The 12075-nt window shown below is 34.8% G+C and carries 13 protein-coding genes and 1 pseudogene; 12 read left to right on the forward strand and 2 right to left on the reverse strand.

Annotation, left to right across the window (positions count from 1 at the left end; translation table 11 throughout):
* The first annotated feature begins 140 nt into the window (after positions 1 to 140).
* From GQY27_RS18945 to GQY27_RS22125, 3 genes and pseudogenes are all read left to right on the forward strand, one after another.
* Positions 141 to 389 (forward strand): hypothetical protein, encoded by a 249-nt coding sequence (locus tag GQY27_RS18945; RefSeq protein ID WP_160036822.1) that lies wholly within the window; start codon positions 141 to 143, stop codon positions 387 to 389.
* 162 nt (positions 390 to 551) lie between these two features.
* Positions 552 to 1010 (forward strand): annotated as a pseudogene (locus GQY27_RS22120) (protoglobin domain-containing protein); the annotation flags it as partial.
* A gap of 93 nt (positions 1011 to 1103) precedes the next feature.
* Positions 1104 to 1553 (forward strand): methyl-accepting chemotaxis protein, encoded by a 450-nt coding sequence (locus GQY27_RS22125; protein ID WP_236570661.1) that lies wholly within the window; start codon positions 1104 to 1106, stop codon positions 1551 to 1553.
* 235 nt (positions 1554 to 1788) lie between these two features.
* Here the strand turns inward: GQY27_RS22125 and GQY27_RS18955 are convergent, their stop codons facing one another.
* On the reverse strand, positions 1789 to 2265 hold the full coding sequence (locus tag GQY27_RS18955) for a hypothetical protein (protein WP_160036824.1): 477 nt from the start codon (positions 2263 to 2265) through the stop codon (positions 1789 to 1791).
* 22 nt (positions 2266 to 2287) lie between these two features.
* The gene (locus GQY27_RS18960) at positions 2288 to 3667 is read right to left on the reverse strand and encodes a PepSY-associated TM helix domain-containing protein (RefSeq protein WP_160036825.1); all 1380 of its coding nucleotides are present in this window, start codon (positions 3665 to 3667) and stop codon (positions 2288 to 2290) included.
* Between the two features lie 273 nt (positions 3668 to 3940).
* Here GQY27_RS18960 and GQY27_RS18965 point away from each other — a divergent pair, with 273 nt between their 5' ends.
* From GQY27_RS18965 to GQY27_RS19005, 9 genes are all read left to right on the forward strand, one after another.
* Positions 3941 to 4114, forward strand: coding sequence for a hypothetical protein (locus GQY27_RS18965; protein ID WP_160036826.1), 174 nt, complete (start codon positions 3941 to 3943; stop codon positions 4112 to 4114).
* A 184-nt stretch (positions 4115 to 4298) separates the two neighbouring features.
* Positions 4299 to 4754 carry a YrvL family regulatory protein gene (locus GQY27_RS18970; RefSeq protein WP_160036859.1) on the forward strand — a complete coding sequence of 152 codons (456 nt, stop codon included), beginning with the start codon at positions 4299 to 4301 and terminating at the stop codon, positions 4752 to 4754.
* 904 nt (positions 4755 to 5658) lie between these two features.
* Positions 5659 to 6162, forward strand: a complete 504-nt coding sequence (locus GQY27_RS18975; protein WP_160036827.1) for a GNAT family N-acetyltransferase — start codon at positions 5659 to 5661, stop codon at positions 6160 to 6162.
* Positions 6163 to 6790: 628 nt separating this feature from the next.
* The gene (locus GQY27_RS18980) at positions 6791 to 8125 is read left to right on the forward strand and encodes an MBL fold metallo-hydrolase (protein ID WP_160036828.1); all 1335 of its coding nucleotides are present in this window, start codon (positions 6791 to 6793) and stop codon (positions 8123 to 8125) included.
* Between the two features lie 15 nt (positions 8126 to 8140).
* Positions 8141 to 8353, forward strand: coding sequence for a DUF3006 domain-containing protein (locus GQY27_RS18985; protein ID WP_160036829.1), 213 nt, complete (start codon positions 8141 to 8143; stop codon positions 8351 to 8353).
* 305 nt (positions 8354 to 8658) lie between these two features.
* Entirely contained in the window at positions 8659 to 9216 is a 558-nt protein-coding gene (locus tag GQY27_RS18990) for a serine hydrolase domain-containing protein (RefSeq protein ID WP_160036830.1), read from the forward strand.
* A 249-nt stretch (positions 9217 to 9465) separates the two neighbouring features.
* Positions 9466 to 10071 (forward strand): dienelactone hydrolase family protein, encoded by a 606-nt coding sequence (locus GQY27_RS18995; RefSeq protein WP_160036831.1) that lies wholly within the window; start codon positions 9466 to 9468, stop codon positions 10069 to 10071.
* 187 nt (positions 10072 to 10258) lie between these two features.
* Positions 10259 to 11155, forward strand: coding sequence for a phosphotransferase family protein (locus tag GQY27_RS19000; protein WP_160036832.1), 897 nt, complete (start codon positions 10259 to 10261; stop codon positions 11153 to 11155).
* 504 nt (positions 11156 to 11659) lie between these two features.
* Positions 11660 to 12055: a YobA family protein gene (locus GQY27_RS19005; RefSeq protein WP_160036833.1), complete on the forward strand. Its 396-nt coding sequence runs from the start codon at positions 11660 to 11662 to the stop codon at positions 12053 to 12055.
* Positions 12056 to 12075 lie beyond the last annotated feature (20 nt).

A 12075-nucleotide genomic window follows, 5' to 3' on the forward strand; every position in this document is an offset into this window, starting at 1 on the left:
ATATTGGCTTTGATCAAGCCCGATCTGAACTACTGGCGATGTTCTCCACCAAAGACTAGTACTACTTTCTACAAGAAGAGGATATATTTTCATTTACACAAAATTCTTGACGCTACCAAGTAAAATGGCTTGCACAAGAATTGAATAATAGAGAAGTTAAAATTGTTTATGTTGTACTTTTAGTAGATAAAGAAACAATAATTTTCAGAGATCAGTTAAGACATGACGAAGAGCGAATGGGAGAGCGTAGTTTAATTCTTTTAGAAGAGTTTGAGAATGATTCTGAATTAAGGGATATTAATAAGCTCTATACACATGAATATAAAGAAGAACAATTATCTGAGATTATAGAAGAAATTTTGAACAACGATAAATACATCCTTAGATAATTCGAAAAAGGAGCTCCTTTTTGTGATTTGTAGTTGAAGTATACTGATAACAATCATCTTTCGTGATTTTTCAAACTAGATCTATCTTTTTGCTGGAATTTTTTATAAAATAATATCCTGCTCGAAAAACTATTATACGATGAGAGGATATTTAACTAAATTATGATTAGCCTTGGATCAGAGCGAGAAAAACAAATCAGTTATATCGGTATTACCGATGTTGATTTGAATTTATTAAAAAGCAAGGAAAAAGAGTTTAAACTGATCGTCAATACACTTGTTGATGAAGTATATGAACAAGTGACATCTGAGCCAGAGCTTCTCGCTATTATCGAGAAAAACAGTACATTGGAACGCTTAAAAGAAACACAGAGATGGTACTTTCTCTCTATGGCATCTGGCGTAATTGATGAGGAGTTTATCGAGAAACGTTTGTTTATTGGAAAGGTTCATTCACGCATAGGTTTAACAACGAATTGGTATTTGGGAACTTACATTTTATATCTAGATCTCGCAACAGCTCATTTTGAACGAGTTTTACCAGATGAGTGGAGAAGTGTCATTCATTCACTAACCAAAATGTTTAATCTAGATTCACAATTAGTCCTAGAAGCATACGAAACAGATGAAAAAGCTAAAATAGAAATCTTGTTGGAGAAGCAGAATCATTTACTTACAGGAGTAAGTTCAGCGGTTCAAGAGTTAGTATCTCTAATGGTACAACTAAAAGATAGTAGTGAATCGGTAGAGAATTCAGAAAATAAGAATGTGGATTATCAAGAGAAGACGCACCAGAATATACTTTCTTTGAACAGTGAGGTCGAATCTATTCATCAAGTGGGTACGATGATGAGGGAAGTAGCAGATCAGACGCATCTCTTAGGATTAAATGCTGCAATTGAAGCGGCAAGAGCAGGTGAGCACGGGCGAGGTTTTGAAGTTGTTGCGAAAGAAGTCCGAAAGTTAGCTCACCATTCAAAAGAATCATTAGGAACTATTGATCAGAGGCTGAAAAATATTCACTCCACGCTCACAAAGGTAAGAAATGACTCAGAACATAACTCAATGTACTCCAGAAATCAGGTGGCAAGTTCGCAAGAGTTAGCATCCTACGTAAAGTTGATTGAAAAAGTAACCGTAGAATTAGAAAAATTGAAAGTATAAGCAGTTAACTTTACATAAAAGAAATCATAGTCTTTAGTAATGTGAAATGCGAGAAGTAGCAGAAAAACAAGTTTGTATTTAAGAAGTCTTTAAGTAATACATAGAGAGTCAGTTGGAACATGTCGTTACAGGTGAAATAACGGACTTTAACATGCTGAACTCGTAATCCGAATTATCAAAATAGCCCCCAAGAGAAATTTGTAGACTCTTAGGGGCTTTAATTTTATATACTAAATTAGTGATGTTTACCGCTGTTATTATTGCCACTGGTAGTGCTACTCTGATCTGGTTGAGGCAGTTCAACATCACCTACAATGAGTTGCATTGTGGGCATTATTTCAGAGCCTTGAGAAGAGGCGATCACTTGAAAATAATATATACCATCCTGAGGAATGACAATATCAGCTTTGAACATCCCACCTTCGATGTAGATAGGTTCGATTGTCTCATGAAATGGATTGTTCCTGTCGTCAGAACTCCAAATATGAAATTGAATCACATCAGGATCATCAATGATGATGTCTTTCTGAACAAACTTGGCAACATAAGGCTGCGGTACACCCGTCTGAATCGAATCGGGAACGGTTATATCCACTTGAAGTACATTTTGCTGCTTGTACTTCTGAGCTGCGTCTGCATCCACAGACGTACAAGCTGATAATAATAAGGTTAAAAGAACATAAGAGTAGATTATGGACCATCGTTTCTTCATTATATACCGCCTATTCTCTGAACTATGCATTAAAGAACTTTTTAAGAGCTGGGACCCTTTTGATGATAAAGAAATCAATCACGCCAACAACAATGAGAGATACGCCTACTAAAGGGAAGAGTATTCCGAACACTGCAAGGACAACGAGTAGTCCTTTAATTTTACCTGGACTTACGGAGCGAGGAGCCCCCATCTTACCATTGGGCTTACGCTTCCACCACATTACAAATCCAGTGAATACAATACCTGCTATTCCTATACATACAACGAACCCTATGATTTGGTTCATTAAGCCAAATTCTAACCCTTTATGAAGCGTAATTCCCCATGCCATCAATTTGCCGATCGGCTCATAGTTCTCATAACGATAATTAGCAAGGACCGCACCGCTATACTGATCTATATGAACCGTTGCTTCGTCTCGAGCCTTAGGAGGGAAAACCGATAAGGTAAATACTCCTTCAGGCGTTTTTGGAAAAATGACTTCATACGTTGGGTAAATCTCGAGGTTGCTCGCAATACTGACAACCTTGTCAATTGATAGCTGTACTTCTTTTACCGTTGATGAGGGAACTTCTAGATTCTCTGCAGCCCAAGGAACATCTGCTATATCCTTTGTTTTTAGTCCGCTTGAGGGAGCACTCCCAACCCAAATGGACGGCGGGTATCCCACACCTGTATTTGTTGCCAGTGTTTGTATTCTTGTTCCCCAAAATCCGGACCATAAGAGACCTGTAATGATGAGAAAAACCATAACTGCCGAAATCCAGAAAGCGGGAACAGCATGCAAATCTCTTAGTAATGTTTTTCTATTGGTTTTAAAACGAGGGATGATGATACCCCTCCATTTATTTTTGTCTCTCGGAAACCATAGGTAAAGACCAGTGAATACTAAAATTAATGCCCAGCAAGCTGCTAATTCTACAATGCGATCTCCTGTCGTTCCAAGCATTAGCTCACCATGAAATTCTTCAATCCGATCCATCAGTCTGTTTTTGTCGTTTATTTTTCCTATAATATCAGCAGAGTATGGATCTACGAACACGGTATAGACTTCATTATTCTGATTAATTTTTACTTCTGCAGAGCGTGTAGCTGCCTCGCCAGGACGGTATTTCACAACAGTTGAGTCTGGGTAGGTACTGGAAACCTTCTCCATGAGTAAGGAAGGAGGGAGCTTGCTGCCTTCATCGTTAACAACGTACAAGTCACGATACATCCATTGTTCGATTTGAGGTTTAAATAAATACATAGATCCTGTAATCGCTAAGATAAAAATAAAAGGAGCAAAGAACAGTCCGGCGTATAAATGCCACCTCCATAAGGTTTGGTAAAACGACGTATTATTTTGCTTTTTATTACTAATCTCTTTCACTGTTGGTTGTTCAACGCTGCCTCTCATCAACATACTCCTGTCTCTATACTATTTTTACTAAACTCAAGCAAGTATATTTGAATAAATCTGTTAAAAGTATGACTCCAAAGGGCTATTTATCATCATAATTTATGAACTTTCTTTTACTTTGTAGTGAAGTATAAGTAATAAGAAGCTACCAACTCATTTAAATCCTGTATGGGCGGTTTAGGATATATGAAAAGTAAGCTAGAATAAATTATGTTATAATATCCCAAATGATGTAAAAGGTAATATTTCTGAGCGAAGGGAGATAAATAAATGGAACACGATAAAGAAATTCAAGAGATTAAAGAGCGATTGAAAAATGTGGAGAGCCAACTCAAACAAAAATCACGATTTTCTGGTTTTTCTATTACTGTGCTAATCGGCATTGTCTTTTTTGTACTATTTTTAATAGTAGTAGGCTCATATCAATTTATATCTGGAGGTTGAACTTTATATTAATAAAGTCTGTTATATAAGGCGTGGAAAGTCGTCGATAGGCGGCTTTTTTTGTTTGATATACCCATTTGTATTAATGCTAAATATATTAAACATAATCTTGTTTCGACCAGGGAATGATTCTTGAGATTTGATAACAGTAAGGATAAGTAAGGACGGTAAGGACGTGGAAAAAATGAACAAGATAAAAAGAATAATGATTCCTTTCGTTATTGTTCTCATTATCTTAGTAGGATTAACTATATTCGAATTTTTCGTTTTGCACTTGCTAGGTCTGCAGTATAAATCCGCTGGTGCTCTAATATTATTCTTTGTTCTATATCTAATCCTAGAAATACCTCTCTCATTGATTACAGATGCACTGCCTAAATCATTAAAATCTGTGGGTATTATTAAATCAAGTAAAGGATGGTTACCCCTAATTTTGGATACAGGGTTGCCTTTTGCTTTAATCCTATTACTTGATGCATTCATCAGCGATATAACGATAACATGGCAAGGAGCTATTATATTCTCATTAATTAGCGGACTCATTAGTAGGAAGATAAAAGAGAGAGATAAAGAGCCACCAGTCCTGGATAGTATTGAAATCGGAAAAATGAGTAGTGAAATAGATTCTAAGGAAAAATGAGCAACGAATTACAGAATAAATGGAGGAAGTAGATTAAGAATCGAGATCAACTCATTCTATCCAATTGAATATTTTTTGTTTCAGTCAGTAAATGAGATTCTTAACTAGCGTGAAAGATCACTGGAAGAGGGGGGAGTGAGAATTTTGAAAATTGTTAAAGAGGCTGCAATTTATGCTGTAGTCATCTTTGTCTTTAATTTAATGCTGGAACTATTATTTGATCAGAGTGAGTTTTTCGAGAATTTTGAAAAGGGATTTATATTGGAAGCAGGGTATTACTTGTTTCTACTAATATCCTCATTTCTAATGGTATTGATCATAATGGTTATATCTAGGATTATTATTAAATTAAAAAGCGCTGATAAATAATAAATTATAAGAATGTTAGTCTACAACCCGATCTAAAATTCTCAACCTTGTTTTCTACTCTGCCTTTTTTGTTTTCCATAAGATTATGCTTAAACACTCTCCCATAATTATTTGTTCATTTGCTCCATTTATCTTATAAGATACATTAAAACAGAAAGGTCGGATACCTTAGCTCTTAAGGAATTCGACTTTTTTGTTTGGATTTCTTTTAACGCACAAATTTTTAACAGAGAAAAATCCACAATGCACTATTAATTTTTATTCAACACATGAAAAATTCACAATAATATTATCCGTACTTAGACAACTTCTCACATATTCAAAATTTTACGAGTATCTTGATATGTATTAAATGCGATTTAAGAAAAACCAAATATTGTAAAAAACTGAAATGTAGTAAAATACTTATCAATACCAAGAGACACAAACGTTTCAGCCTCCGAGACACAAGTGTTTCTAACACAACTATTTACTTCTATAATTATCATCTAGAGGCTGCAGTGCAAAGACTATAAAACGAAAGAAGGATAACTGTATGCTTACTATTAGATTTGTCTCAAATGATGATATCCCACATATTCAATCGATAGCACGTGAAACATGGATTTTTACTTATGGAGACATTTACCCAATAGAGTACATTCATCATTTTCTAAGTAAAGCTTATTCTTATGAGAATTTAAGTCGATCGGTAGAGAGAGATCTTCACAGTGCGAAACGAAATTTTTTAATAGCGGAATTTAATAATGAAGTCGTTGGATATGCGCAAACAAGACAAGTGAATGAAGAAGATTATGAACTACTAAGAATCTATGTACGGCCTGAATATCATAAACAAGGAATAGGAAATGGCTTCATTCAAGAATTTGTTCAGGTTTTAAAACCGATAAAAAAATTATTTGCTTGGGTTGCGAAAGACAATCATATAGGAAGATCATTTTATGAGAAAAGAGGATTTAAAAAAGTCGAAGAAAAGATGGAAACAATAGATGGAAACAGTAAAATACAAACCAAATATGAATTGGAGATCTCTATTTAATAGAGTACATGTAGTTCAAAACGGCATGGACTACCGTCATACACAATTGATGATTCTTGTTTTTTTATCGTTATTAGTGGATCGCCTACTATTTACAACTTATATACTTATATGAAATATCAGACTTAGTGCTTATGTCTCTTTCCCTGAGATATAGGCATTTTTTTTATGCAATGTCACTTTTATAGCGCAAACTAACACGGCTATTACTGAAAGTGTTTTTGTGAGAATTATTAACCCGCTGTGCCTGTCCGGGTGACTCAAGATTAAAGCGAATTCTGTAAAACCAAAACCTCAAATTCAAGAGGATGAGGACTGTAGCTTCGCCAAGGGAAATCTGATCCACGAAATGCAGCAAGTATTCTAGCTTTATTTCTATAGAAATTTTACGTAGCCAATAAAAAAATTGAAGATACAAGCATTTTATATTTTGTAAAAAATAAGCTTTAGTGAAAGACTCTTCAAATTTTGAAGGGTCTATTTTATTTATCGATATCTCTTTGATGTGAAGTTTTTAAAATAACTACTTATTACAAACAGGTATGTAAATATTTAACTTACTTTTTTTAATTAAATATATAATAATCAGAATTCAACAAGTCAATACAATAAAGTATGGGGGATTCTTATGAGGAACATTGTATCAATTTTAAGGAAGAGTAATTTATGTGTGTTCATTGTGTGTGCTGTCTTTCTATTTATTATCAGCGGTTGTGGATCAACAACACCACCAGTAGATAATAGCGAATCTATTTCACAGACAACTGATGCACCAACAAGCATTGACGAGAATAGTGAGCAAGTTAAAGATGATGATAAGAAAAAAGAAGAGACAGTCAATAATAAGGAACAGAGTTCTTCTTTAACAACATTAACAGGGAAAGATACTACAACGAAGAAGGAAACAACAAAAACGGAGACGACTACACAAGCCGTTAAACCTACTTCAACTACTCCGAGTGGTAAGCTAACGGTTCACTATATAGATGTTGGACAAGGAGCATCGCAACTTATTCAAACACCTAGCGGCAAAACAATGCTTATCGATGGAGGCAATAACGATGATGAACAGCGTATGGTTAGCTACTTAAATAAACAGGGAGTAACAAAAGTAGATGTTCTTATAGGAACACATCCAGATGCCGATCATATTGGGGGATTAGATGCAGTAGTAGATTCCTTTGATATTGGAAAAATTTATTTGCCAAAGGTATCTTCTAACACGAAAACGTATGAATCTTTACTGACTTCGATCAAAAATAAGAACCTTAAAGTTACAACGGCTAAAGCAGGAATAAACATCGATTTGGATAATCAGCTTGATATCAAAATGATTGCTCCTGTTAAAACTTATGATGATAAAAATGAAATGAGCGCAGTTGTTAAACTTACCTTTGGAAATAACTCCTTTTTATTCACAGGAGACGCTGAGTCAGGCAGCGAAAGTGATATGATAAATAGCGGTGCAAACCTAAAATCAGATGTCTTGCTTATTGGTCACCACGGTTCGAACTCATCAACTAGTCAAACATTCCTAAACGCTGTTAATCCTAAGTATGCTGTCATTCAAGTGGGTAATAATAGTTATGGTCATCCTACAGATAATATCTTAAAGAGACTTAATAGTGAAAATATAAAAATATATCGTAATGATCTGCAAGGAACCGTTATTTTTACGTCTGATGGGACGAACATTAAACCATCGGTAAGTGCATGGAAATATACAGCAACAACTAATAAAAAAGAAACCTCTAGTAATAGTACAAGTACCACAATAACTAAAAAGGAACCTGCAGCATCATCAGACACGAAGACTGAAACAAAAACAGAATCGAATACAAGTGTTTACTATAAAAATTGTGACGCAGTAAGAGCGGCTGGTAAAGATCCCTTATACAAAGGTGACCCAGGATATAGTACAAAGCTTGATAGGGATAAAGATGGTATAGCTTGTGAGAGATAGATAGGAGGTCTTTACATGAAAGGGATCGTTGATCGGTTTGAAGGTGATTACGCGATAATTGAGATAGATGGACAGACACATGATGTTTCTAAGTCAATTGTTGATGCTTTTGTAAAAGTGGGGGATGTAGTTACTTTGGTAGAAGGAGTATGGAAACCTAACCCTAAGGAAACAAAGCAACGAGAGAAGCAAATTAAGATGCTTATGGACGATGTTTGGGAAGATTAAACAGATATTTATAATTACAAATACTAACCCGATTTCATTTAGAAGTCGGGTTATTTGTTTTCAATGTTATCTGTAAAGAAATTATGTTTTAAATAAGAATTAAAGAAAACCAAATATTGTTAAAACGTCAAACTGTAGTAAAATATTTATAAGTACCTAGAGACATGATTTTCCAGTTTACTACTCGAGTCATTATCTATGCGAACTGATTAGAAAGAGGACACGCTGGAGAATTTTCCCGATTCGGAGTTATGCTTCAGTGTTGTCCGATGTAGAAATAAAACAATAATTGGAGGTCGAAAATCATGGCAGCACTAACGGATAACAAGTTTTCACCTTTAATTTCATATACAGAAAAAGCAAAAGCAAGGTTTGGGGCTTCCGCAGCATCTGTTGTGATTATCCAGGACAACAAAATTATAACTGAGTGGTATACCGGAGAACATCATTTTAAAAATGGAGCTCTCGTAGTAACAACGGATTCTATGTTTAACTTATATTCCCTAAGGAAAACGTACGTTGGACTTGCGACAGCAATTGCTGTTGTAGAAAATAGAGTATCTATTGACAGTAAAGTTTCTGACGTTCTTATAAACTTGACTGAATACGAGTTGGGCAACATCACAATAAGAGATTTAGCAACAAAATCAGGTGCCAAATATTTAGGATCGCATCGCATTGAACGTGAGAAAGTAGCGTGTGACTTAATAAAAGAACTTACAGGATCTAATATTGCAGAACTAATTACAGAACGAATCTGTAGACCAGCCGAGTTAACTAATACGGAGTGGGTTTCGATTCCTAAAGAAAAATTAGTTTGTGATTTTCAAGCTGCAGTACACTCAAGATCAGAATTCGTTTAATGAAATCTTTTATAATTGCCTTCAAAGCATAAACTAGATTATTTAGAAACAATCTGAGTCAATCTAGGAAGGGGATATATGGAGTTTTGTGAGGACGATAAATAAAAGTCTAATATATTTATATATTACCTTCTCATAAAATCTTGGTCATAGTAACATATGTTTACTAATTCATATAACAATGAATATACGGTATTAAGTATGCTTTATTAAAACCCTTTTCAAACCTTGAGAAAGATGTGAAAGAAAATGAGCAAAGAAACCTCGTCAAGCAGAGCTTTAGTCATTGTGCTTCATGAGATTTATGGAGTTAACGATCATATCCATTTTTTTAGTGAGATATTAATAAATGAAGGTTTTGACGTACTTGTTCCAAACCTAATTCATAGGGATTCATTTTCTTATGATCATGAGGATATTGCTTATCAATATTTTGTGAACGAGATTGGATTCAAGAAATCAGTAAGAGAAGTAGAGGGAATAATAAAAGTAAAGAAAGCGGAGTATGATCAGGTATTTATCATTGGATTTAGTATTGGAGCAACAATCGCTTGGATGTGCAGTGAATATGATATTAACGGAGTAATCGGGTACTATGGATCGAGAATTCGTGATTATAAAGAGATAGAGCCTAGTTGTCCTGCCTTATTGTTTTTTCCTACTAAAGAGAAATCATTTAATGTAACGGATTTAGAAATGGATCTGAAAGAAAAGAAGTATACGCTGATAAAGATCATTGAAGCTGAGCATGGTTTTATGAATCCATTCTACAGAACTTACGATTCCAAAGAGTCTAATAATTGTATTGAAATTAGTTTGGAATTTCTTAAGACTAATGCAATTAAATATATGTAGTCTATCAAGAAAGCAAGTCTCGTAAGAAAATACATATAACGAAATAGCGAAATCTAAATATCATTGGAGTATTACAAAGTCAGAATATAGATCATTACATTGTATTGGAGACTGTAAATAAAAACTCGATTTCTTTAGAAGACAATCAATGTAAAAGCATGGAAATTAGACAGAAGGAGTTGTTGTATTGTCATATATAGATAAACTAGTTGCTCAAGTTTTATTGGTCGTTAAAACTTTTGGATTAGATGAAATTACACCTGTAATTTTAAGTAATGGAGGCAATCTGATTATTCACTTGGCTCCCTACTCCATTGTTGCCCGATTAGCCAATGTTATCGCACTGGAAGAAACAAATATCGCCTACAAGAGACTCATTCGAGAATTACAAATAGCACGACACCTTCAAATCAAGAACGTTCCCGTGTTACTCCCTACTGATCTTATTGATGCGGGACCCCACAACGTTGATGATACATGGATGACGCTTTGGAACTATGTGCCTCCTATCGAGTTACAACAACCATCGCCAAGTGAAAGCGCTGAACTCGTAAGTAACCTTTCCATTGCAATGAAGGACTTTTCTGAAGAACTTCCTGTGCTTGGTGTTTGGGAACGGACTCGTCGATCGGCTGAAAGATTGATGAAGAACTCGGACCCACGTATACAATCCTTACTTGAAATGTTTCATGAAATAGATAAAAAGATACGATTAGAAACAAATAATTTAATACCTTCCCATGGAGATGCCCACGCTGGAAATTTAGTTCCAAGTACGGATGGCTGGATTTGGACCGACTTTGAGGATGGATCATTGATGCCCGCTTACTGGGACCTAGCATCATTTGTAGGTAATCTCGCCTTGTTTAATGGATTTCAAGATCCGACTTTTAGTTACATGTTGAGTAATAAAAAGGTTATCGCGGATTCGAAAGCGTTTACTTTCGCCCTGACCGCCCGCATATTGATGTCTACACTCGGCAATCTAGATTACGCTTTTGAAGGTTATGGTAATTTGGAATTTGCTACTCAACAACTAGAGCTCGCGGGAGATTTCATTAGCGATTTAGACCAAATTACTTGAAATTTATGAAAAATGGAACGATTAAAAATTTGCTCCAGTAATTAAATCTCCAACAAGTTTTACTTTGATCCCAAATTCGTAAAACCATTGATAGCTCTTTTAATTTTTTGCAATCATAATTATTGCTATCGACCATATTGTTAAACTAAAACTAAGAGAAATAAATATTCTCCTTGCTTGTGGTTGTTTTCCATCAAGTAAAAAGTAAAAAGAAATGTAAAGAAAAATAGGCAAAAGACATGATGCAAAAACGACTGCTGCGTTTACCAAAAAAATCATCCTTATCTAATTAGAATAAAGAGGTAATCGTACAGGAATTCCCTTTAAGAGTCCATGATAAATATGGAAAGTTAATTATAAAAAAATAGATTACATAAGGAAACGAACCAGAAGGAGTCGCTGCAACATTGGCCCTGATTAATTAATTAGTAATTATGTATATGGTGAAGTGCATGAAATTGGTAGTGTTCTAGCAAAAAGTAAGAGAAGGTGGTGATTCTCCATATGAAGAAATTCGTTGTTACTTTCTTATTAGTACCCCTATTATTAAGCGGATGTTCATTAAATGAAGAATCCAGCAGTGAATACAGGCCAGACTCAACCAATGAGGAGGCTACAAATCCTACAAATGCTACCATTATAACAGGTTATATTATTGATAAAGAAAAAGAGCGGCTACTTGTTGTTGAAGGATTAGATGAGTCAGAATTTGATATCACTCAGCAGACAGTGGAGGAAATATTAACAATTGCTGATCCAAATGCAACTTGGGTTTCAATCGGAGATAATGAATACAAAGACTTTAGCATCGGTGAACAAGTTAAGATCACAGTAGATGGGGGAGTAAACACATCGTTTCCTGCGCAAGCATCTGCTGAAAAAATTGAAAAAGTTAAATAAACTTTTTTGGGCATAAATTG

It is taken from the genome of Paenibacillus sp. An7 (assembly GCF_009870785.1).
In the GTDB taxonomy this organism is placed as follows: domain Bacteria; phylum Bacillota; class Bacilli; order Paenibacillales; family Paenibacillaceae; genus Paenibacillus.

What these genes read in the sequence shown, in the direction of transcription:
- GQY27_RS18960 (WP_160036825.1), bottom strand. Translation starts at nt 3,667, where the DNA reads ATGAGAGGCAGCGTTGAACAACCAACAGTGAAAGAGATTAGTAATAAA.
- GQY27_RS18995 (WP_160036831.1), top strand. Translation starts at nt 9,466, where the DNA reads ATGAGCAAAGAAACCTCGTCAAGCAGAGCTTTAGTCATTGTGCTTCAT.
- GQY27_RS18980 (WP_160036828.1), top strand. Translation starts at nt 6,791, where the DNA reads ATGAGGAACATTGTATCAATTTTAAGGAAGAGTAATTTATGTGTGTTC.
- GQY27_RS18990 (WP_160036830.1), top strand. Translation starts at nt 8,659, where the DNA reads ATGGCAGCACTAACGGATAACAAGTTTTCACCTTTAATTTCATATACA.
- GQY27_RS18955 (WP_160036824.1), bottom strand. Translation starts at nt 2,265, where the DNA reads ATGAAGAAACGATGGTCCATAATCTACTCTTATGTTCTTTTAACCTTA.
- GQY27_RS19005 (WP_160036833.1), top strand. Translation starts at nt 11,660, where the DNA reads ATGAAGAAATTCGTTGTTACTTTCTTATTAGTACCCCTATTATTAAGC.
- GQY27_RS22125 (WP_236570661.1), top strand. Translation starts at nt 1,104, where the DNA reads ATGGTACAACTAAAAGATAGTAGTGAATCGGTAGAGAATTCAGAAAAT.
- GQY27_RS18975 (WP_160036827.1), top strand. Translation starts at nt 5,659, where the DNA reads ATGCTTACTATTAGATTTGTCTCAAATGATGATATCCCACATATTCAA.
- GQY27_RS18965 (WP_160036826.1), top strand. Translation starts at nt 3,941, where the DNA reads ATGGAACACGATAAAGAAATTCAAGAGATTAAAGAGCGATTGAAAAAT.
- GQY27_RS18985 (WP_160036829.1), top strand. Translation starts at nt 8,141, where the DNA reads ATGAAAGGGATCGTTGATCGGTTTGAAGGTGATTACGCGATAATTGAG.
- GQY27_RS18970 (WP_160036859.1), top strand. Translation starts at nt 4,299, where the DNA reads ATGAACAAGATAAAAAGAATAATGATTCCTTTCGTTATTGTTCTCATT.